Here is a 22205-nt window from a genome sequence, read left to right on the forward strand (position 1 = left end):
GCTGGGGCGCTGGGTCAGGGCGATCGGCTCACCGGCCAGCGCCAGTATGAGACGGATGCCCCGGTACCGGTTACGGCAACACCTCGAAGATACCGCGGGCGCCCTTCTCGGCGTCCGACATGACGTGGCTGACGAAGGGGTAGTGGCCCGGCTGGGTGAAGCTGAGTTCGACGAACCCACCCTGGGCAACAGCGAGATCGAGCACCTGGGAGCCGCCGGTACCGGTGCGGCCGCCGTCCTTCAGCAGGTAGTCGCCCTCCTTGTAGACGGTGGAGAATTGACCGCCCACCACGTGGAAGGCGCTGCCCACGTTGGGCCCCGCGGCCAGCACCCAGACGCGCACGGTCTCTCCCGCCTTCGCCTTCAACGGTCGGGCGGCGTATTGGTTGGCGTACCCGTTGAAGACCACGACGTCGGGGAACTGCGTCGCCACCTTCGCGGCATCCACTTCACCGCCCTGAGCGCCGAGGTACAGTTCGGACTGCACGAGGAGGTACTCGCGGTCCACTGCCGCCAGGCCGGGCGGGTCGATGATCACCGAACCGAACATGCCGTTCGCGATGTGCACCGACATAGGCATGGTGGAGCAGTGGTAGAGCCAGATGCCCGACCGGGTGGCGGTGAAGGTGTAGACCAGTGACTCTCCCGGCGCGATGGTGCGCATCACGGAGTCGGGCGCGATGTCGCCGGCGTGGAAGTCGATCGAGTGCCCGAGCGTGCCCTCGTTCACGAGTGTGATCTCGAAGACGTCGCCGACGGTGCCGCGCAGGGTGGGCCCGGGCGCGGTGCCGTTGAATGTCCAGAGCATCTGGGTGACACCGGGCGCCACCTCGGTCTCCACGTTCCGTACGACGAGGGTACGCCGATGCGTTGTGGCGAGGGGGGCTGGTTCCAGTGTGGCGTCCCGCGCACGGAAGGCAGCGTCGGGTTCAGCCAGTGCATCGAGATCATCGGCGGCTGATGCCCCGGTCGTGGCGGAGCCGTGGCCGGAATGGGCGGCGCTATCGGCGCCTGCGCTATCGGCGCCCACGGCGACGATGCTGATTTCCATGCCCAGCAGCCGATGCCCGGCGATCGAACACCAGCCGGCCACGCTCGCGCCGATCACGCCAACGTGCACGGTCTCGGCGGCGCCCGGGTCGAGTGACCCCGACACCAGACCGGATTCCAGGACCAGGTTGTGCACCATGTCGTCGCCATTGGTGAGGGTGATCACCAGCTCATCGCCGACCGGCACCTCGATGCGGTCGGGCACGAAGCGGGTGCCCACCATGTCGACGGCCACCGTCGTGGTCTGCCCGGTGATGGCCAGGGCGCCCACGGCTGAGGATCCGGCGGCCTGGGTCGACACCGTCGACAGGCCCACCGAGGCCGGGTCGATCACAATGCCGACGGTCACCGTGAGCAGCAGTGCGCTCGCCGCCGCGAGCATCCGCCCGGTACTGCGCGGCCGATCGCCCGGCACCGGCCGTTCGCCCGGCGCCACGCGCACGAGCGGCAGGGCGCGCACCCGCCGGTTGACCCGCAGCGCACGGGTGAACAACACCAGGAAACTGGCCAGGGTGACCACGATCAGCATCGACAAGGCCACCGTGAGAGTGCTGGAGACGGGCAGCAACGACAGCGCGAGGGCGCCATTGACGACCGCGACCCGAAAGAGTCCGCCCCGGTCGAGCTCTGCCGCGGTGGCTTTGAGGGCGGCAGGACCGCCCCCGAGCACGACGGGCACCAGGTAGCTGAGGGCACCGAGTAGAATCTGGGCGGCGAAGCCGATCGCGAAGTAGGGCACGAGGGTTTCGACGCCGGCGGCCGCGGCCGTCCAGCTGGGGGCGAGAGCCACTTGTAGCCCGAAACCGAGGGTGCAGAGCGCAAACCAGATCTGCGCGACACCGAGGCTCCAGGCGGCGAAGGTGACGGCGGGCGCTTTGCGCAGGTGTCCGAGGCCCTCTCCGAGCACTCGACCCAGAGCTACCAGGTACACAAGAACGCCGAACGCCACAACCAGGCGCAGGTCGGCCAGGCAGCCGACGAGTTGCAGCCCGAGCCCACCGACCAGCACCGTCAGGGTGCGGCCAGCCGCCACTGTGGCACCCTCGACGCGGGTGTGCAGCACCGTGGGCCAGAGCAGCGCGACGGTTCCGATCACGGTGAGGCCAACCCAGCCGAGCAGGTTGAGAGCCAGGTGGCCGATGAACAGGCGTTCGTAGGCCTCACCGCCGCCGTCGAGCCGGGCCATCAGGATGCCGAGGGTCACGCCGCCGGCGAGCATCACGGCGCTAACCACGTAGTAGCGCACGAGTGGGGCGAACCGGCCGGGCATCGCACCATGGGTCTGGCCCACGATCACGGCGGCGTGGGCGAGCGCGTTCAGGCCCACCAGGATGCCGCCGACCAGTACGAGGGGGTACCAGCCGATGACCATGCCCGTCATCAGGGCGATAGCGCCAACGGTGTGCATGCTCAGCCGCAGCCCGAGCGAAAAGTGGTGGCCGAGGGCTTTGCGCCGCAGCAGGGTGTCGGCGAAGTGCTGACTCCAGATGAGAATCGCCGTGCTGACCCCGCCGAGCAGCAGCAGGTGCACGAGCAGCCAGCCCGACGACGGCACCTGGCGGTGCAGCAGGGTGAGAATCACCGCGGCAGCGAGCCAGGCGGGCACCAGGCTGCCGGAGACGATGTGCCAGAGCTTGTCTTTCATAGCAGTGAACCCCGAAGGGCTGCGCTCGACGGTACGGTGGTGCCGCGCGGCGCGGCGAGCAGTCCGGTTCCGTTCGGAAGCAGCACCGAGAGCACGGCAATCAGCACGAACAGCAGCACCGCGACGATGTTGAACACACCGCCCCACTGCACCAGCACCGGCCAACCGTAGGTGTCGCCGAGCAGCACCCGGGCCAGCAGCGACACGTGCAGCAGCACCGCCGGCAGGTACATGACCGGCCGGTAGGGCAGCGGCCGGCGCAGCACGGCGGGGAGGATGGTGGGCGCGTGCGCCATGATCATCGACATCACGAAGCCCAGGAACACGGCGTGCATCAGGGCGTCGTACGCGGGGCCGGAATAGACCGGGCCCTGCAGCAACCAGATACCGCCGACGACAAGCAGCCAGCCATAGCCGGCCAGCAGGCAGCCGGCCATGTAGCGGGGCAGCCCGGTGGACCGCACCAGGCGTGTGGCCACGTCGTGCCGGATCAGCCAGCCCACCAGGGCCAGCATCCCGGCACCGAGCAGGGGGTAGCCGGCGACCGGCCAGACCAGGGCCACGACCGAGCCGAAGCTGAGGTTCAGGCTGATGCCGAGCATCCACCCTTCGGCCCGGCGGTTGACGGTGGGCGAAATACGGGACAGCTCGAGGCGCTCACCGGCGATCGTGAGCACCAGGTAGAGAATGAGCAGTGGCGCGAGCTGCGGGATACCGATGCCGCGCAGCCAGAAGATGGTGGCCATCAGTCCCGCGAGGGCGCCGAGCACCTGCACCGCGGTGGATACCGCGCCCTGCTTGCGCCAGATCTCGGCATAGATGGCCAGCAGCAGGGCGCTGCCGGCGACCAGGGCGGTCTGGCCCACGATGACGGGCAGCGGTGAGATGAGGGCGATGCCCCCGCCGCCGAACAGGCCGGGGGCGAAGTAGGCCCAGCCGCGGCGCACCGCCACGGCTCGTTCGAGCGCGACAACGGTGCCCACGAAACCGAACACCATCAGCGGGCCGTGCACCGCGCTGAGCCGCACGGCGTCGATCGGCGCGGCAAGGCCGAGCAACAATAGGGCGCCGTCGAGTCCGGCCAGCAGGGCGATGCCGCCGAGGAGAAGAAAGCCCAGCCGGCCGGTGACATTGGGTCGTGCCGGCGAACCGGGGCCACGTGCGCTGCCGGTTCGTCGAAGAGAGCCCGGCGTGGTCGTCGGCGGCGTAGTCATCGGCGGCATGGTCAGGTCAGGCTGGCGGCGGGGTCAGTTGGCGCGGGTCAGGCGCACGGTCCAGGTTTCGGGTCCGCTTTCGAGGTAGGAAACGGCGAAATCGCCGGGGCGGGCGGCTTCGAGCTGTCCGAGGAGCGGCAGCGGGTTGTGCGAGGCCACCAGGTCGAGGGTGAAGCCGGGCTGGATGGCTCCGAGTGCGCCGAAGATCGTGGCATGGCGGATGGCGTGCGGGATCGGGCGACTGTCGAGAACGATGGTCTCGGCGTCGTCGTGGCCGCAGGCGCACGCGTGTGCGGCGGGAGCGTTGGCGGGTGCGGCGTCGGGCCCGGCACCGGGTCGGCTGACAGACAGGTTGATCGTTTCGGCAGTCATGGACTTTTCTCCTTCGCCGGGTCGAGTGACCCTAATCGCCAGTTTAGAGGATTTTATTCCTTTCAATTGACCGGGCGTGTTTGCCCCGTGCAGCCGAGCCGCACTGAACATCAGGTTCGGTTGTCACTTCACCGGCGGCAGCCGATCGATCAGCTTCGCGTTCTCGGGGTCGTTGCCACGCCGGCGGCCCACCCCTCGTAGCAGGCGCTCATTCCGCGGGCTTCACGCTCGGCGAAGGCCCGGTAGCGGGCGCTCGTGGCAACCGTTGGATCAGTGTTCTCTCTCATGGGCACATCGTAATCATGGTTAGGCTTGCGGGGTGCGATGGCGCCACGAGTGCCAAAGCCTCACAATCGTGAATCGAATTGGAGAACTAAGTTGCCTGGAGAAAACCTCACCCGCATCGAAGCGACCGAGCGCGCCGCGCTGGTCACCGTAGCGAGCTACAACGTTGTGCTCGATCTCACCACCGGTCCCACGACGTTCGGCAGCACGACCACGGTGCGCTTTAGTGCCACCGCAGGCGCCTCCACCTTCATTGACGCCATCACCGCGCGGGTTTACTCGGTGACCCTCAACGGCGCCGCGCTCGATGCGGCCGCGGTGAGTGACGGCATCCGCATTCAGCTGCACGACCTGCAGGCCGAGAACGAGCTCGTCGTCGTCGCTGACGCGCTTTATACCAACACCGGTGAGGGCCTGCACCGCTTCGTCGACCCGGTCGACGACGAGGTCTACCTGTACAGCCAGTTCGAGGTGCCCGACTCCCGCCGGGTGTTCGCGGTGTTCGAGCAACCCGACCTGAAGGCTAAATTCTCCTTCACCGTCACGGCGCCGCGGGAGTGGCAGGTCGTCTCCAACTCCACCACGCCCACGCCGATCGACGCCGGCAACGGTGCCAGCACCTGGGCGTTCGAACCGACCCACGTGATCTCGAGCTACATCACCGCGCTCATCGCCGGCCCCTACGCCGTCGTACGCAGCGAACTCACGTCGAGCGACGGACGCACCATTCCGCTCGGCGTGTTCAGCCGCAAGAGCCTTAGCGAATACCTCGACGCCGACTACATCCTCGCGAAGACCCGCCAGGGCTTCGCCTACTACGAGGAGAAATTCGGCTACGCCTACCCGTTCGACAAGTACGACCAGCTGTTCGTGCCGGAGTTCAACGCCGGCGCCATGGAAAACGCCGGCGCGGTCACCTTCACCGAAACCTACATCTTTCGCTCCAAGGTGACCGACGCCATCAAGGAACGCCGCGTCGTGACGATTCTGCACGAGCTCGCCCACATGTGGTTCGGCGACCTCGTCACCATGACCTGGTGGAACGACCTCTGGCTCAACGAGAGCTTCGCCGAGTGGGCGTCGACCATCGCCACCGCCGAAGCCACCGAGTGGCACGAAGCCTGGACCACCTTCGCCGTGATGGAGAAGAGCTGGGCCTACAAGCAGGACCAGCTGCCCTCGACCCACCCCGTCGTCGCCACCATCCGCGACCTCGACGACGTTCTGGTCAACTTCGACGGCATCACCTACGCCAAGGGCGGCTCCGTGCTCAAGCAACTCGCCGCCTGGGTGGGCATCGATGCCTTCTTCACCGGCGTCGGCTCCTACTTTCAGAAGCACCAGTGGGGCAACACCGAGCTGCGCGACCTGCTGGTCGAGCTCGAACTGGCCAGCGGCCGCGACCTCGGCGAATGGGCCGCGCTGTGGCTGGAAACCGCCGGCGTCAACACCCTGCGCCCCGAGATCACCGTCGACGCGGCCGGCCGGATCACCGGCTTCGCCGTACTGCAGAGCGCCGCCGCCGAGTACCCCACCCTTCGCCCGCACCGCCTCGCGATCGGCTTCTATACCTTCAACGATGCCCACCAGCTGGTGCGCACCCACCGGGTCGAGCTCGACGTCGACGGCCCCCGAACGGATGTCCCCGCTCTCGTCGGCCGCGACCGCGCCGACCTGATCCTGCTCAACGACGACGACCTGAGCTACGCCAAGGTGCGCCTCGACCCGGCCTCGCAGGCCGTCGCCCTCGAACACCTCGCCGAAATTTCGAGCCCACTCGCCCGCGCCCTGGTCTGGGGTTCGATCTGGGACGCCACCCGCGACGCCGAAACCACGGCCCGCGACTTCGTGCGCCTGGTGCTGAACAACGTCGCCACCGAAACCGAGTCGACCACCCTGCGCACCGTGCTCGGCCAGGTTGTGCTCACCGCGAGCTACTATGTGGCGCAGCCGCATCGCGACGCCGTGACCACCGAGGTGGCCGACGCCCTCTGGACGCTCGCGCTGGGCGCGGCAGCCGGCAGCGACGCTCAATTCCAGTTCGTGAAGTTCTTCGCCGCCGTCGCGGCCACCCCCGCGCAGCTCGACCAGGTGGCCGCTTTGCGCTCGGGCGAGACCCTGCTCGAGGGACTCACGGTCGACACCGACCTGGCCTGGGAGCTGCTCACCGCCCTCGTGGCCGGTGGGCGTGCCGACGCCACCGAGATCGATGCCGCGCTCGACGCCGACAACACGGCCACCGGAGCTCAGTCGGCTGCCCTGGCCCGGGCTGCCCTGCCCACCGCGGAGGGCAAGCAGGCAGCCTGGTCATCGCTCATCGACGTGGACACGGCCGCGACAACGATCGTGCGCACGACGGCCGCTGGATTCCTGCGGGTCAACGATGCGAAGCTGCTCGAGCCGTTCGTCACGACCTACTTCGACATGCTGCAGGCGGTGTGGGAGGCGCGGAGCTTCTCGATCGGCGAGAAGCTCGTCATCGGCCTCTACCCGGCACCGCTGAACAACCAGGCCCTCGCCGACGCGACGCAAGCCTGGCTCGACGCCAACCCGGAGCCGGCCGCGCTGCGCCGCCTGGTGGTGGAGAACCTCGCCGGGGTCGAGCGGTCGCTTCGGGTGCAGGCGCGCGACGCCGAGTAGCTCACCACGGCAGGCAACCCCGCGATCGGCCCCGGCCGGTCGCGGGGTTTCGTGCATCGCGCCGTTCACAGCAAACTCCACGCAAACCGGGCGGATGCCACTGGCTGCGTTGCAGGCACCGGGTCACGCCGGCCGCACGGCCGGGTCTGCAGCCCCGGCCGAAGCCACTTCACGGGTGACGCCAAAGCCCCTCGGTAGACTGGCTCTGATATGAACTGGGAAACATTCTGGGCCGACCTCGGCACCTACTTCGCTCAAATTACGTGGACCGTCTACCTGGAGAAGATCTTCGCCGTCGCGATGATCGTCATCATCGCCTTCGCCGTGCGCTGGGCCCTGCAATATGTCATTCGGCGGGTCGTGCAGCAGATTGTCTCGGGCGTCAAGAAAAACCAGAAGGTCGACGACACCCAGGCGCTGAACGTGTCGCCGCTGGCCGCGGTGCGGGTCGTGCAGCGCTCCCGCACGCTCGGCGCGGTGCTGGCGAACATCGTCAACGTGTTCATTCTGATCACGGCGCTGCTGCTCATCGTCACCACCCTGAACAAGGACATTCTCGGCTCATTCGCCCTGCTCACGGCAGCGATCGGTGCCGGCCTCGGTTTCGGTGCGCAGAACATCGTCAAGGACATTCTGAACGGCCTGTTCATGGTCGTCGAGGATCAGATCGGCGTGGGCGACATCGTCGACGTGGGCTTCGCATCCGGTGTCGTCGAAACGGTCGGAATTCGCATCACACAGGTGCGCGACGTCGACGGCACCCTCTGGTTCGTGCGCAACGGCGAGATTCTGCGCGTCGGTAACATGTCACAAGGCTGGGCCCGCGTCATCATCGACCTTGCCATCCCCTACAGCTCCGAAGTCGAAGCCGTGCAGGACGAACTGTTGCGCGTGGCCAGCGCCCTCGCCTCGAGCCGCAAGTGGCGTGCGTTCATCCTCGAAAAACCTGAGATCTGGGGCCTTGAGTCGATCAGCGCCGAAGCCCTCGTCACCCGCCTCGTTGTCAAGACCCGGGTATCGGCCAAGTGGGACTTCGCCCGCGACCTGCGCCTGCACATGAAAAAGGCCCTCGACGGCATGGGAGTGCCGCTCACCCCGCTCAACAGTGTGGTCATGACCACCGGCGACGGCACCATTGACGGCTCTGCCGTTGAACCCGCCGAGGGTGCTCTGGACGCTGCCGAAGAGGCCGCAGCCGCCGTGCCCGATGTCATGGCCGGCGTACGTACCGGCCCCGTGTCGGTGCGTAAGCCCCGCGGGCCGCGCAAGGCCAAGCCGAAGAATGTTCCGGCTCCAATGAAACCGCCGGACCCGGAAACTCGTGGCGACGGCATTGACTAGCCTGAAGTAACCACGCATCACGCCTCGAGCAGAAAGCCGCACCACGTGACAACTGAACGACACCCGACCGACCAGCCGACCGCCCCTGCCGGCGTGCACCTGCGCGAAGGAGAGAACGGTGCGGTCGTGGTGCCGACATTCTTCGACGAGGTCGGCGGGACGCCGTTCTTCGAGAAGCTCGTGCACGACTTCTACGTGGGAGTGGCCACCGACCCTGTTTTGAAGCCGATGTATCCCGAGGACGACCTCGGACCGGCCGAACACCGCCTGGTCATGTTCCTCGAACAGTTCTGGGGCGGTCCGGGCACCTACAGCGAGCAACGCGGCCACCCGCGCCTGCGCCAGCGGCACGTGCCGTTCAAGGTCAATCCGGATGCCCGCGACCGCTGGCTCGCCCACATGAAAGTTGCCGTGGAAGCAGCCAATCTGCCGCCGCTGCAGCAGGGCATCCTCTGGGACTATCTGGAACGCGCCGCCTTCGCGATGGTGAACAGCTTCGAGGAGTAGGCCGCGCCCATGCTTGAACCCGGCCGGCTCTCGGTAGGCTCACTGTAGAAATACGGGTCGACGGATTCCCACCGCAACCCCTGACCCGGGGAGTTGGCATGCAGGAGAGCACCGCAGCACACGGCGACAACGCCTCGCCGCCGAGCACCGACCAGGTCGTTGCGGCGATCGCAGCCGGTGACGCCTATCGTGACACCGAACCTGACGTGCTGGCGCGATTCGAGACGCGCCGCACCGGGCTGACCGATGCCGAGGTGGCCCGGCACCGCGCACTGTTCGGCGACAACGTGATCGTGCAGGTGCAGCAGGAATCGATGCTGCTGCGCTATCTCCACCAGTTCAAGGACTGGATGATCGTTCTGCTGCTCGCGTGCGCGGCGATCACCGGCTACCTCGGCGACACGCTGACCTCCGCCGTGCTCGTACTGCTGGTGCTGTTGAACACCTCCATCGGGTTCGTGCAGGAATACCGCGCCGGCAAGACCATGGATGCCCTGCAACACCTCGCACAATCGCTCACCCAGGTGTTGCGGGAGAACGTGTTCGGCCAGGTGGACTCCGCCGAGCTCGTCGTGGGCGATGTCGTGCGGCTGGAGGAGGGCGCGGCGGTGCCGGCGGACATCCGCTTGATCGAAGCGACCGCGTTCTCGACCAATGAATTCGCCCTCACCGGCGAGAGCGACCCCACCCGCAAATATACCCACGCCATCATGACCGAGGTCGCGGTCGCCGAGCGGCACAACACCGCGCACGCCGGTACGACGGTGGCCACCGGTGAGGCGATCGGCGTCGTCGTGGCCACCGGCACCCACACCGAGCTCGGGCGCATCGCCCGCCTCACCCAGTCGGCGCCGCGCACGGTGAGCCCATTACAGCGCGAGATGGGCTACCTCGCCCGCAATATCACCTATGTCGCGGTGGCCCTGGCCCTGGTGTTGCTTGTCGTCGCGGTGCAGGCTGACCTGCCGTTCCATGAGGCGCTGTTGTTCGCTGTCGGTTTTGCGAGCGCGGTCATTCCGCAGGGGCTGCCGGCCGAGGTGAACACGGCCCTCGCCCAGGCGGCCGGGGCGCTCGCACAGCGGCAGGCCCTGGTCAAGCGGCTCAGCGCGGTAGAAACGCTCGGCGCCACCGAGGTGATCTGCACCGACAAGACCGGCACGCTCACCAAGAACGAGATGACGGTGACCGAACTAGTCGTGGCCGGCCGCGACTATGTCGTGACCGGCATCGGCTATGCGCCGGAGGGCAGTATCGAGCCGGCGGGCGCGGCATCCGCTGATCGGGTGCGGCTCACCGCTTTTCTGCGCACCGGGTTGCTCGCGAGCAACGCCCGGCTGCTCGCCCCCGACGACAGCCATGCCGGCTGGCATATCCTCGGCGACCCCACCGAAGGCGCCCTCGTCACGGTCGCCGCGAAGGCCGGAGTGGACCTCGCCGCGACCGATCGTGAGGTGCGGGAGTTTCCGTTCGACTCGGCCCGAAAACTCATGACCTCCATTCGGGAGAGCCCCGAGGGCTCCCTCGTCGCCCACGTGAAAGGAGCGCCGGAGAGCATCGTGCAGCGCTGCTCGCACATCGACGACGGCGGCACCCCGCGGCCGATCACCGACGCCGATCGCGAGGCCTTTCTCGACCGGCACGCCGAGAAGTCCGATCGTTGCCTGCGCAACCTCGCCTTCGCCACCCGCACCGTCACCCCAGCGGATGCCGCGGCGGTCGACCCGCAGGCCGTCGAACGGGATCTCGTGCTGCTCGGCCTCGTGTCGATGGTCGACCCGATTCGCGAGTCGGTGCCGGGCGCCATGCGGACCGCCCTGGACGCGCGGATTCGGGTGAACATCATCACGGGAGACTTCTCCCGCACCGCCGAGGCCATCGCCCGTCAGGCCGGCCTCGACAGCACGGACCAACTGACCGTCGTCACGGCCGACGCATTGCGCTCAATGCCCGACGATCAGGTACTCGCCCACGCGCTCAAGGGCTATACCGTGTTCAGCCGGGTCGATCCCGAAGACAAGACCCGCATCGTCGACCTCGTGAAGAAGTCGGGCCACGTCGTGGCCGTCACCGGTGACGGCATCAACGATGCCCCGGCGCTGCGTCATGCCAGCATCGGAGTCGCGATGGGTGCCTCCGGAACGGATGTCGCCAAGGAAGCCGCCGAGGTCGTACTACTCGACGATAGCTTCTCCACCCTGGTCGGCGCCATTGAGAAGGGCCGGGTGATCTACGCAAACATCGCCAAGGGTGTGCTCGCCTGTCTCACGTCGAACGTCGCCGAGCTCGTGGTCAATATTGTGAGCCTGCTGCTCGCCACGATCGCCGGCGTTCCGCTCGCACTGAACGTGCTGCAGATTCTCGCGATCGACCTGCTCGGCGAGTTGTTGCCGATCGCTGCGCTCGGCAAAGATCCGGAATCGGGCCGGATCATGACGCGTGGGCCGCGCGATCCGAAGGCGCACATCGTCAACCGGCGCAGCATCCTCGATGTGGTCTATGCCGGCTCGCTCATCGGCCTGCTGGCAATCGGCAACTACCTGCTGTTCTACTCGCGGGCCGGTGTGAACCCGTTCGACGGCCCGCTCGCCGCCGCAATCGTCGCGCAGGCCACCACCATGACCTACGTGACGATTCTGGTCTGCCAGCTGGTCAACATCGTGCAGCGCCGCAGCGAGCTGGGCGCGTTCAGCCGCTACCAGTTCTCGAACCCCACCTTCTGGCTCGCCTGCGCCTTCGGCGTGGCGGTGATGCTTGCGATCGTCTACGTACCGTTCGTCAACGTGCTGTTCTCGACCGGCCCGCTCGGCTTCACGGACTGGGGCTTCGTGCTGCTCTCCGCCCTGATCTACCTCACCGTACGCGAGGCCGGACGGCTGCTTCGCAGCAGGCGCCACCAGGTCGCCTAGGTGACGCGGTTTGCTGCCGACGGCGTCGATACTGGAGACATGACGATCCGCGACCTGACCGCGTCCGACATCGACGCAGCGGCTGCCCTCTGGCATCAGGCTGGGCTGACCCGACCGTGGAACTCACCCGAGCTTGACGCGCAGCGCGCCCTCGACGGCGACACGTCGACGGTGCTTGGCGCCTTCGACGACGAGCGGCTGGTCGGCGCCGTCATGGTCGGCCACGATGGGCACCGCGGATGGGTGTATTACCTCGCGGTTGATGAGAGCCAACGCGGAACCGGGTTGGGAATGCGGATGACGGTTGCCGCAGAAGACTGGCTGCGCACCAACGGTGTCGCGAAGGTTCAGCTCATGGTGCGTTCGGGCAACGACGCCGTTCTGGGGTTCTACGAGCATCTGGGCTACGAGGACGCCAACGTGCAGGTTCGGTCCAAATGGCTGTTCCAGCCTGCGTCCTGAAAGTGGCCGGCATCTAGTGTCGATCAGAGGGCTGTGCGAGGCTGACTTCATGGACCGCATCGATCCCCAGCCCGCCGCGAACGAGCGCACCACGCTGCTGAAATTTCTCGACTACCACCGGGCGACACTGCTGATCAAGGTCGACGGACTGGGCGCCGCCGACATGAACCAGCCGATTGCCACGTCAACGCTGACGCTCTCCGGCCTGCTGAAACACCTGGCGCTCGTGGAAGACGACTGGATCCAGGTGCGCTTTCTAGGACTTGCGGAGGAGGAACCGTGGGCCAGCGCTCCGTGGGACGACGACCGTGACTGGGAATTCAACAGCGCGCAGTTCGACGATCCGAACGCTCTCCGAAGCCTTTACCAGGCTGCGTGCGAACGCACGCGGAGCGCACTCGTCGACACCGACCTCGAGACACTCTCTGTCGGAACGGACCGTGACGGTCAGCAATGGAACCTGCGCTGGATCCTCACCCACCTGATCGAGGAGACGGCCAGGCACAACGGCCACGCCGACCTGCTCCGCGAGGCCATCGACGGAATCGTCGGCGAATAGTCGGCAGCTGAGAGCCGCCACTCGCGCAGCGGTCAACGCCCCTCGTATGCTGGACTCGTGGGGAACATTCAAGGACGTGCGGTAATAGCGGGAGCAACAGGATTCATCGGGCGGCGGCTCGTTCGCGAGCTCCGCGACCAGGGTTATGACGTTGTCTGCATCGGCCGGAACGGGCCGGACGCGCGGTGGGACAACGCATCCGCTGTACGGGCGTTGGTTGATGGTTCCGAGCTCGTGGTCAACCTCGCCGGCAAGAGCGTCAATTGTCGATACACCGACCGGAATCGCGACGAGATTCTGCGTTCTCGCATCGACAGCACTCGACAGCTCGGCGAGGCCATTGAAAGCAGCGCGGCACCCCCACGAGTCTGGCTGAACGCGAGCACCGCGACCATTTACCGCTATTCCCTCGACCGACCAATGACCGAGGCGACCGGGGACATCGGCACGGGGTTTTCTGTCGACATCGCGCAAGCGTGGGAAGCGGAATTCTATTCCCGCGAACTGGCCACCACCCGCCGCGTCGCGCTGCGAATGGCGATCGTGCTGGGTGACGGCCCCGCAACTGCGACCTTGGTCCGGCTCGCGCGCATCGGGCTCGGCGGTCCTCAGGTCGACGGCTGGTGGTTCCCGCATCGGCGGTATCGCGGGATCGGCGCGAACCCGACAGGGAGTAGGACTCGAACACACCATTCCCGCGGACGCCAGAAGTTCAGCTGGATTCACATCGACGATGTCGTCAAAGCGGTCAAGTTCATCGTCGAGAACGACGCGCTTGACGGGCCGGTCAACCTGTCGGCACCGCGAATCAGTGACAACCGCACCCTCATGGCGACGCTTCGGCGGCGAGTCGGAGCCGCCGTCGGGCTGCCAGCATTCAGGTGGATGCTCGAGCCGGCCATGTTGATACTGCGCACCGAACCAGAATTGGTACTGAAAAGCCGCTGGGTCACGCCGGAACGTCTGCTTCAGGCTGGATACACATTCACCTGGCCCGATCTCGGACCTGCGATCAACGATGTTGTGAAGCGATAATCTGCCTTTCTACGTTGGAACACCGCTGGCCCGACTTCAGGGCGCGGTGAAAGTCCCGACCGCCTCGCAGGGGCTGGCCGTTGGATCCGCTCGGTGCACGCTCGTGGCCAGCATCCCCAGGAGACCCTCGAGCTGGTGGCCGGCATCCGTTGAAATGCCAGAGAGGATGCCGGCTTCCACGTCGGCCACGCGCCGCTCGTAGCGGGCGAGAACGCTCACTCCCTCTGGTGTGGCTCGAATCTTTCGGGCCCGGCGATCACTCGGATCGGGAATGCGTTCCACGAGCTTGGCATCCACCATGCCGTCGAGCAGGTAGGTGAGCACGGTGCGATCGATGGCCAGGTGCGCACCGATGGCCTGCTGCGACGGCAGGTCTCGGTGAATGACGGTGGACAGTACCTGGTAACAGCGCACTCCCCCGGGCAACCCCTCAACGGCGGTCTCGAGCTGTCGTTGATATCCGCGCAGAACCATTGCGAGGTTCCATCCGAGGTCTCCCGGCACCGTGGCCGGCAGCATCGATTCGGTTGTCATGACAGCCATCGTACCGCAAACCATGCAGTTGCATAGATATTCTCCTGGGCATATGATCTGTAGAGCATCATATTTTGACGGGAGTAGCGCCATGAGCAGTCCGCACGCCACCACAATCGGCATTTTGGGAGCCGGCCGGGTCGGCACCGCACTCGCCCGGCAAGCCATGAAAGCCGGCTATCGAGTGCGCATCGCGACAACCCAATCGGCGGCGGACAATGCTCTTCTCGTTGAGATCGTGACGCCGGGGGCGGTGGCCGTGCAGGCGAGCGAGGCCGCAGCATCCGATCTCGTCGTGTTGGCCATTCCACTGCACAAGTACCGCACACTCAACCCCCTCGATCTCACGGGCCGAATCGTCATCGACGCGATGAACTATTGGGCGCCGGTTGACGGGGTCTTCGATGATTTCGAAAGCGACTCGCGCACCACGAGCGAGGTCGTCGAATCATTCCTGACCGGCGCTCGTGTGGTGAAGTCGCTCAACCACATCGGTTATCACGAGCTCGAAGAAGACGACAAGCCCGCTGGGGATGCCTCGCGCCGCGCCCTCGCGCTCGCCGGTGACGACGCCGCAGCCAAATCCTTCGTCTCGCATTTCATTGACCGCCTCGGTTACGACGCCGTTGATGCGGGACCCCTCGCCGCCGGCCGGTCCTTTCAGCCGGCCACCGAGATCTTCACCGGCAGCCACACCGCGAACCAGCTCGTCGCCCTCATTCAGAAGGACCGTCCGCTCGCGGACGCCGCCTAAGCCCACACACGCAAATGGAGAACACCTTGGAAATCGGCGCCTACAGCTTCGGCGATACGCAACTCAATCTCGACGGGAGTTCGCGCTCCACCGCGGAGGCGATTCGGAACCTGTTCGACGCCATCGTGCTGGCCGACAAGGCCGGGCTCGACTACTTCGGCATCGGCGAGCACCACACCGTGTCGATGCCCGCCTCTTCGCCCGGTGCGATCATCGCCGCCGCCGCGGCCGCGACGACCCGCATCAAACTGGGCAGCGCGGCGAGCATCATCGGAACGGATGACCCGGTGCGGGTCTTCCAGCAGTTCGCCACCGCCGATGCGATCTCGGGCGGCGGCCGCATCGAAATCACCGCCGGCCGCGGCTCCTCGGTCGAGACTTTTCCTCTGTTCGGCTATGAGCTCGACGACTACGACGAGCTCTACGCGCAGAAGCTCGACCTGCTGCTCACGCTCAACACCAGCGCCACCGAGAACGTGACCTGGTCGGGCAGCGCGCGTCCGTCGATCCCCCAGCTCGACGTCGTGCCGCGCCCGGTACAGGGCTCCATGCCGATCTGGATCGCGACCGGCGGCAGCGCGCCGTCATCAGCCCGCGCCGGACGCCTCGGTCTGCCCCTCGCCTACGCCATCATCGGCGGGCAGCCGCACCGGTTTGCGCCCCTCGCCGACCTCTACCGGCAGTCAGCCAAACAGGCCGGTCACACCGATGACAACATCAAGGTCTCCGTCGCGACCTTCGGCCTGGTAGCCCCGACCAAGAAGGAAGCCGTCGAGCGGATGTATCCGGGCTGGGTCAACCTCAACGTGGAGATGGGTCGGCTGCGCGGCTGGCCGGCGCCGCAGCGCAGTTCCTATCTGGCCCAGGTCGATGCCCCCAGCGCCTACTTCGTCGGCGACCCCGACGACGTCGCGGAACGCATCGTCGCCCTGCACGGGCACCTCGGCCACATGCGCCACTTTCTGCAGGGCGACCACGGCGGGCTCCCCCAGGAGCACCTGCTCGAGTCCATCACCCTGCTCGCGACCGAGGTCAAGCCTCGCGTGGAGCGCCTCCTCGCCGCGAAGTGACGGTCTCGCGTGCCGAGGCGGCCGGTTAGCGGCGATTGTCGGGGGCATCCGCTGCTGCAGAGCGGGGTCGGCCATCAGAATCCTTGCTAATTCGGCTTATCAATTTGCCAGCAGTCTATCGCTGCGCAAAAATCAGCTAGAGCGCCAACAGATCGAAGTCTGTCGCCGGCTTCGCCCCCGAGAACGCTTTAAAACGTGCTCCCCACCAAACGAAGGTTGCCCCGTGAATGAGCCAGCACCCACCCCGGCCGAGTATTGGGAGAACCGGTACCGCGAGAACGGCAAATCCTGGAGCGGGAATGTCAACGCCGCGCTCGAACGTGAAGTCGCAGGAGTCGCCCCGGGGACAGCACTCGACATCGGCAGCGGTGAGGGCGGGGACGCACTGTGGCTGGCACACAACGGCTGGGTCGTGACCGCAGTCGATATCGCCCCAACAGCCTTGGCCATCGGCGCTGCGGCCCAGGGCCCAGACGATGTCGTGACCTGGGTAGCTGCGGACCTCGCCGATTGGACGCCACCGGGCAGCTACGACCTGGTCACCTCCTGTTTTCTGCACTCTTTTGTCGAGCTTCCGCGCGAGGCGATCCTGCGGAGGGCCGCTGCCGCGGTCGCACCCGAAGGGCTGCTGCTCGTCGTCGGTCACTCGGGCGCCCCGCACTGGCTGACCGCGCACGATGACGACGAACCTCACGCCGACGAGCACCACCAGAACCCAGGCGAGCACCGGCACGATGACGCTGACCTGCCCACAGCAGACGACGTTCTTGCTGCACTGTTTTTCGACAATGAGCGTCTCGATCGTGCCGAGTGGACCGTGCTCACCAACGGGCTGGTCGAACGCCCGATCACCGCTCCCGACGGGTCAGTGATCAGCATCGTCGACAGCGTACTGAAACTGCGACGCACAGCGGCCTGACGGAGACTTCGGCGGAGGATATCCTCAACGTCATGACCCGCTACGTGATCGACGCGCCGACGACGACGCCCGGCCTAGTCAGCCGGGCCGTAGGGCGAGCGAACGACCTCGTCGGCAGAACTGAGGTGCACGCGCCGCGCTCGATCAGCCAGCACGATCGCGACCACTCCGAGCAGCACCGTGCCGCCAATGCGCACCAGGGCGTCGACACTCATCAACACCACGGCCTCCAGCCCGAAACCCTGGCGGCTGTTCACCGTCACGACTGCCGAAAGCAACCACGAAACGGATGCTGCCCCCACGACTCCCGCCGGCACCCAGTTCCACGGCGCCGCCACGACGCCCGCGCGAGCGATCTGCATGACCGCGACCAGCGCCAACGCAAACGTCACGAAAGAGTCGACGTAACCAAACGCGAACAGCCCGTCCGACAGGGGGTCGTTCGAAAAGCTGGACGCGATGACATCCTGCAGCACCGACCCGAGCAGAAGCCAAGCGGCCAGCGCCGTCAGGGCGATGGTCCCCAGCGGACGCCGAGCCGTCACGCTTCCAGCCCCGCGGATACCGAATGCGAAGACCAGCAGGGCTGCGGAGAAGAGTACCGGCCTGATACTCCCGCCGAGTGGGATCAGGGCCAGCGCGGGCTGTGCGACGCCGATGACCACCGTGGCGAGCAACAATGCTCCACCGATCAACCACGCGCGCGATGCATCAGACTCTGAGCGATGTGACTTCAATGCCTCAACCATGGTCCCCATGGTACTCAGCGAGCTCGCAGACAGTTCTCGAGCACGACGGACCCAGGTGGTAGCGCCACCTACTGCTCCACACCGGGCTGGAAAATCCTCATCCGAGGCGACCAATACTGGCCGCAACCCGCCGCTGAGATCGACCCGGCACAGACGCTGATCGCCCTGCCCAGCAAGAACCCGTTCCTACAGCAGCCGCTCCCGCTCGAAGTCCCGAGCCAACGGTTCGATGTCGGGCTGTGACCCGGGGCTGTGAAACTCAACCGTCAGTGGCTGCACGTGACGGGCGCGGCATCCGCTCTCGACAAGCGGACGCCGCATCCCACGCAACATTCTCGACTATTCCTCGTGCTCGCCGTAGCGCGGCGCGGCCAGGCTGAGCGTCTCGCCGCGGAAGAAGGCCGGACGCACCCGGGACTGCACGAGCATGATGACGACGCCGATGAGCAGAATGGCCATGCCGAGCACGAAGACCAGACCCAGCCCGAAGATCTCGGAACCGCTGCCGTAGTTCGGATCCATGCTGTCGATGAGGGTCGTGCAAAACAGCACCGTCAGGATGATGCCGCCGACCAACGGAAACACGAAGGTGAAGAAGGCGTTCCGCACGGTGGCGAACCACTGCCGGCGAAAGTACCAGACGCAGGCGAACGCGGTCAGGCCGTAGTAAAAGCAGATCATCATGCCGAGGGTCGTGATGGTGTCCCAGAGCACGTCCTCACTGACGAATCGCATGATCGTATAGAACCCGGCGGCGACGATCGCCGAGGCGATGGTCGCATACCCGGGGGTGAAGAAGCGCGGGCTGACCTTGGCGTAGGCCGGCGGCAGGGCGCCGTAGTGGCCCATCGCGAGCAGGGTACGGGCCGGTGAGACGAAAGTGGACTGCAGCGACGCGGCCGAACTGGAGAGCACGGCGATCGACATGAGCACCGCGAACGGTCCGAGTGCCGGGCCGGCCAGGGCAAAGAACACGTTGCCCTGAATGTCGGGGTTGCCCAGGCCCACGCCCACGCCGCCGACGCCCGCGAAGGAGATGGCCGCGATCGCGACGAACAGGTAGAGCACCATGACGATGATCACGGTGAGGGTCGCGGCGCGACCGGGCGTCGAGCGCGAGCCCTTGGTCTCTTCCGACATGGTCAGCGTGACGTCCCAGCCCCAGAAGATGAAGATGGACAGGCTCAGTCCGGCCGCGAAAGCCGAGAACGAGGTGACGGCGAAGGGGTCGAACCACGAGAGCGAGACCGGCGTCGGGTCGAACGCCGAGCCGTTCGCAATATGCACGAAAGCCATGATGCCGAAGCCGACCAACACGATCAGTTGAAAACCGACCAGCCAGTACTGCACCTTCTGGGTGGTCTGCATGTCCCGATAACTGATCCAGGTGGCGATCAGAATGAACACGAGACAGGTTCCCACGTTGATGAACGGATTGCCGGCGAGCCCCGCAATCTCGGCGCTGTTGCCGAAGATCTGCGAGAGCATCAGGTAGAAGAAGTCGACCGCGATGCCGGCGAGGTTGCTCAGCACCACGACCGTGGCGGCGATGAGGCCCCAGCCGGCCATCCAGCCGATCCAGGGCCCGAAAGCCCGCGTCGCCCAGGTGAAGCTCGTGCCGCTGTCCGGCATGGCCTTGTTCAGTTCGCGGTAGCCGAGGGCCACGAGCAGCATGGGGATGAAGCCGGCCACGAAGATCGCCGGGAGTTGCAGACCGACCTCGGCCACGGTGGGGCCGAGGGCTCCGGTGAGCGTGTAAGCAGGGGCAATGCAGGAGATGCCGATGATGACGGCACCGACCAGTCCGACGGAGCCGGCGCTCAGGCCCTTCTTGGAGATGCCACCGTTCTGCTGGTCAACGGCTGCACTGGCGTTGAGTTCTTGAGTCATTGTCTCTTATTCCTTCACCGTCTCGATGAAATCTCGCGGCACCACGATAAGCGGTACCGGCAGTTCGCGCAGCATCTTGGCCGCAATCGAACCCAGAAAAAGTCGATTTGGTTGCGCCAGCCGGCTGGAGCCGACCAGGCAGACCTCGGCTGCATCCCAATGCAGGCCGCGAACGGCGTGCTCGATGCTGCCGCCGGAGGCGACGCTCGCCGTGACATCGAGCCCGTCCATCAAATGTTCGGTGGCGTAATCGAGCACCGACTGGGCGTGGTCGGCGGCCAGCTGAATGGCCTCGGCATCGGCGCCGGGGCGATCGATGGCGACGAGAGAAACCAGCCGCAGCGGGGCATCCACTGTGCGTGCCAGGCGGATGCCGGCCGTCAGCAGTCCGTCGGCTCCCGGTTTGGTGCCAACCGCGCAGGTGACCCGGCCGATCGGTTCGTCGGTGCCCATGACCCTGGTGCCTTCGGGCGCAAGCGCCACGGGCACCGGGGAGGAATGCAGCAGCCCGCCAGCGACGCTGCCGATCGCGAACCGGCCGAGCAGGCCGTGCGTGGCCGCGCCGACCACGATCAGATTTGCCTCCAGCCGCGCGGCAGCGGCGAGCAGCCCCTGGGTGAAGGAGTCGGCGTGTTCGAGGTGGGTGTGCACGGAGATGCCCGCAGGCACCAGGGCGCGCGCTTCGTCCAGCCAGCCCTCGGCCGTGTCGAGCAAGAGGCGGTCGTATCCGGGGTCGGCGGGGGTCAGCGTCGCGCGCTCGCCCCCGTTGAGCACGAGCACCACGTCGAGTACGGAGCCGGGCGCCCGGGCGAGGCGCACGCCGAGGGCCAGGGCATCCGCTCCCGCCGGGGTGGCGGTGTAACCGACCAGAAACCTCACGCGCTCGGCCCGGTCAGGGGCGCGGGGGCCGCGATGATCGCCGCCGCCGTTTCCTGCCCGACCCGAATGGCGCCGTCAACGTGCTGGTAGCCCTTACCGGCCATATCGCTGCAGGAGAAAGAGATGGGACCGACGGGGCTGCGCAGCTCGGCGCCGTACCGGGCCAGTCCGCCCATATCGAAGCTTGCCGCGTAGGCGCCGCGGGTCCATTCTTCGGAGCCCCAGTCGCTTTCGTAGTAGACGACCGGGTGCAGCGCCTGCTCTCCGTAGTAGTGCGACATCGACTCGAGGATGCGCTTCTTGCGTTCGTCGGCCGAAAGCGCGAAGACGCCGTCCGCTTCCTCATCGGAGACAAAACCCACCAGGGTACCGCGCGGGTCGTCGAAGTTGGTGTTGTCGTAGGCCTCGTGCACCAGCTCGTAGGGGCTGAAGGCGGTACCGGAGAGATTGTCGGCACGCCAGAACGGTGTCTCGTAAACGGCGTGCACCTTGATCACGAAGCCCATGGAGAGGTGCTGGTGCAGCTGCTGCTGCCGACGCGGCAGGGGAGGGTCGAAGCTGATCCGGCTGATCAGCGGCGGCGGAACGGCCACGATGGCGTGCCGGGCGGTCACCGTCATGCCGTCGGCGACAACCGTGACACCCGCCTCGTTCCAGGCGAGGCTGCGCACGGGCTGCCCGAGATAGACATCGCTGCCGAGCTTCTCGGCCAGCAGCAGCGGCACCTGCTGCAGCCCGCCGACCACGCGCTCGTCGAGAATGAAATCGGCGTCGACGAGGTTACTGAACGACCCGGCGCTGGCCGCCATGAGCAGCGCCTGCAAGGCCGAGAACGCGTGCGCCGGCTTGGTGAGCATGGCCCCGGCAATGAACATGCCGATGTTGTCGCGGGCTTCCTGGTCGTCGGTCTGCGTCTCCAGCCAGCGACTGAACGATATCTCGTCGAGTTCCTTGGCGAGCGGATGCTCCCAGGGACGATCCGGGTTGATCTCGGCCACGAGGGCGTCGAGCTTGTCAATCAAGCCCACGATCTGCGCCTCGGTACCGGCCGGAACGGGAAAGATCTCCCCGTCGAACCGGCTGACCACACCGGACCCGTTGATGTAAACGTTGCGGCCGGCCCGGTAGCGTGGATAGGTTTCCAGGCCCAGCTCGGCCAGCGTGCCCTTGAGGGCATGCTGGTCGGGCGAGACCCATTGGCCGCCGATCTCGAGCATGGCGCCCTCGATCTGGTCGGTCCACAGGCGCCCGCCGACGCGACCGCGGGCTTCGAGCACGACCACACTGAGGCCGGCTTTCTGCAGTGCGGTGGCGGCGGTGAGACCGGATGCCCCGGCGCCGATAATAACGACGTCACGATCAATCGTGGTCATGGTTGCTCCTGTGGTGACTGG

General features: G+C 66.5%; 19 protein-coding genes. 10 read left to right on the forward strand and 9 right to left on the reverse strand.

Annotation, left to right across the window (positions count from 1 at the left end; all coding sequences use genetic code 11):
- Positions 1-70 precede the first annotated feature (70 nt).
- The 4 genes from E3O25_RS02415 to E3O25_RS16855 all read right to left on the reverse strand — a co-directional run bounded on the left by E3O25_RS02415 (position 71) and on the right by E3O25_RS16855 (position 4568).
- Positions 71-2695: a multicopper oxidase domain-containing protein gene (locus E3O25_RS02415; RefSeq protein ID WP_134360349.1), complete on the reverse strand. Its 2625-nt coding sequence runs from the start codon at positions 2693-2695 to the stop codon at positions 71-73.
- Entirely contained in the window at positions 2692-3909 is a 1218-nt protein-coding gene (locus E3O25_RS02420; RefSeq protein ID WP_174721694.1) for a hypothetical protein, read from the reverse strand. The genes E3O25_RS02415 and E3O25_RS02420 overlap by 4 nt, the downstream gene beginning before the upstream one ends.
- A gap of 33 nt (positions 3910-3942) precedes the next feature.
- The gene (locus tag E3O25_RS02425) at positions 3943-4281 is read right to left on the reverse strand and encodes a DUF2249 domain-containing protein (RefSeq protein WP_092110835.1); all 339 of its coding nucleotides are present in this window, start codon (positions 4279-4281) and stop codon (positions 3943-3945) included.
- Between the two features lie 149 nt (positions 4282-4430).
- Positions 4431-4568 carry a hypothetical protein gene (locus tag E3O25_RS16855; RefSeq protein ID WP_166805945.1) on the reverse strand — a complete coding sequence of 46 codons (138 nt, stop codon included), beginning with the start codon at positions 4566-4568 and terminating at the stop codon, positions 4431-4433.
- A 91-nt stretch (positions 4569-4659) separates the two neighbouring features.
- Here E3O25_RS16855 and pepN point away from each other — a divergent pair, with 91 nt between their 5' ends.
- From pepN to E3O25_RS02460, 7 genes are all read left to right on the forward strand, one after another.
- Positions 4660-7206 (forward strand): aminopeptidase N, encoded by a 2547-nt coding sequence (gene pepN / locus E3O25_RS02430; RefSeq protein WP_092110837.1) that lies wholly within the window; start codon positions 4660-4662, stop codon positions 7204-7206.
- Positions 7207-7416: 210 nt separating this feature from the next.
- The gene (locus tag E3O25_RS02435; RefSeq protein WP_134360350.1) at positions 7417-8547 is read left to right on the forward strand and encodes a mechanosensitive ion channel family protein; all 1131 of its coding nucleotides are present in this window, start codon (positions 7417-7419) and stop codon (positions 8545-8547) included.
- Between the two features lie 99 nt (positions 8548-8646).
- Positions 8647-9054: a globin gene (locus E3O25_RS02440; protein WP_092110943.1), complete on the forward strand. Its 408-nt coding sequence runs from the start codon at positions 8647-8649 to the stop codon at positions 9052-9054.
- A 98-nt stretch (positions 9055-9152) separates the two neighbouring features.
- Positions 9153-11960, forward strand: coding sequence for a cation-transporting P-type ATPase (locus tag E3O25_RS02445; RefSeq protein ID WP_134360351.1), 2808 nt, complete (start codon positions 9153-9155; stop codon positions 11958-11960).
- A gap of 39 nt (positions 11961-11999) precedes the next feature.
- Positions 12000-12422, forward strand: a complete 423-nt coding sequence (locus tag E3O25_RS02450) for a GNAT family acetyltransferase (RefSeq protein WP_134360352.1) — start codon at positions 12000-12002, stop codon at positions 12420-12422.
- Between the two features lie 49 nt (positions 12423-12471).
- Positions 12472-12981: a DinB family protein gene (locus tag E3O25_RS02455; protein WP_134360353.1), complete on the forward strand. Its 510-nt coding sequence runs from the start codon at positions 12472-12474 to the stop codon at positions 12979-12981.
- A gap of 57 nt (positions 12982-13038) precedes the next feature.
- Positions 13039-14016: an epimerase gene (locus E3O25_RS02460; RefSeq protein WP_241988468.1), complete on the forward strand. Its 978-nt coding sequence runs from the start codon at positions 13039-13041 to the stop codon at positions 14014-14016.
- A gap of 36 nt (positions 14017-14052) precedes the next feature.
- On the opposite strand, the gene E3O25_RS02465 is transcribed toward E3O25_RS02460, so the two are convergent.
- A complete protein-coding gene (locus tag E3O25_RS02465; RefSeq protein WP_166805946.1) occupies positions 14053-14550 on the reverse strand; it encodes a MarR family winged helix-turn-helix transcriptional regulator in 498 nt (165 codons plus the stop codon).
- A 52-nt stretch (positions 14551-14602) separates the two neighbouring features.
- Here E3O25_RS02465 and E3O25_RS02470 point away from each other — a divergent pair, with 52 nt between their 5' ends.
- From E3O25_RS02470 to E3O25_RS02480, 3 genes are all read left to right on the forward strand, one after another.
- A complete protein-coding gene (locus E3O25_RS02470) occupies positions 14603-15304 on the forward strand; it encodes an NADPH-dependent F420 reductase (RefSeq protein ID WP_134360355.1) in 702 nt (233 codons plus the stop codon).
- 14 nt (positions 15305-15318) lie between these two features.
- Positions 15319-16374 carry an LLM class flavin-dependent oxidoreductase gene (locus tag E3O25_RS02475; protein WP_134360356.1) on the forward strand — a complete coding sequence of 352 codons (1056 nt, stop codon included), beginning with the start codon at positions 15319-15321 and terminating at the stop codon, positions 16372-16374.
- Between the two features lie 223 nt (positions 16375-16597).
- A complete protein-coding gene (locus E3O25_RS02480) occupies positions 16598-17293 on the forward strand; it encodes a bifunctional 2-polyprenyl-6-hydroxyphenol methylase/3-demethylubiquinol 3-O-methyltransferase UbiG (RefSeq protein WP_092110849.1) in 696 nt (231 codons plus the stop codon).
- Between the two features lie 74 nt (positions 17294-17367).
- Here E3O25_RS02480 and E3O25_RS02485 read toward each other — a convergent pair whose 3' ends face one another.
- From E3O25_RS02485 to E3O25_RS02500, 4 genes are all read right to left on the reverse strand, one after another.
- Positions 17368-18042: a hypothetical protein gene (locus tag E3O25_RS02485; protein WP_134450283.1), complete on the reverse strand. Its 675-nt coding sequence runs from the start codon at positions 18040-18042 to the stop codon at positions 17368-17370.
- Positions 18043-18381: 339 nt separating this feature from the next.
- The gene (locus E3O25_RS02490) at positions 18382-19932 is read right to left on the reverse strand and encodes an APC family permease (protein WP_092110853.1); all 1551 of its coding nucleotides are present in this window, start codon (positions 19930-19932) and stop codon (positions 18382-18384) included.
- A gap of 6 nt (positions 19933-19938) precedes the next feature.
- Positions 19939-20811, reverse strand: a complete 873-nt coding sequence (locus E3O25_RS02495; protein ID WP_134360358.1) for a universal stress protein — start codon at positions 20809-20811, stop codon at positions 19939-19941.
- Positions 20808-22184: an NAD(P)/FAD-dependent oxidoreductase gene (locus E3O25_RS02500; protein ID WP_134360359.1), complete on the reverse strand. Its 1377-nt coding sequence runs from the start codon at positions 22182-22184 to the stop codon at positions 20808-20810. The genes E3O25_RS02495 and E3O25_RS02500 overlap by 4 nt, the downstream gene beginning before the upstream one ends.
- Positions 22185-22205: the final 21 nt, after the last annotated feature.

Origin of the sequence: Cryobacterium sp. TMT1-3 (assembly GCF_004402315.1) — a bacterium.
GTDB classification, from domain to species: Bacteria; Actinomycetota; Actinomycetes; order Actinomycetales; family Microbacteriaceae; genus Cryobacterium; species Cryobacterium luteum.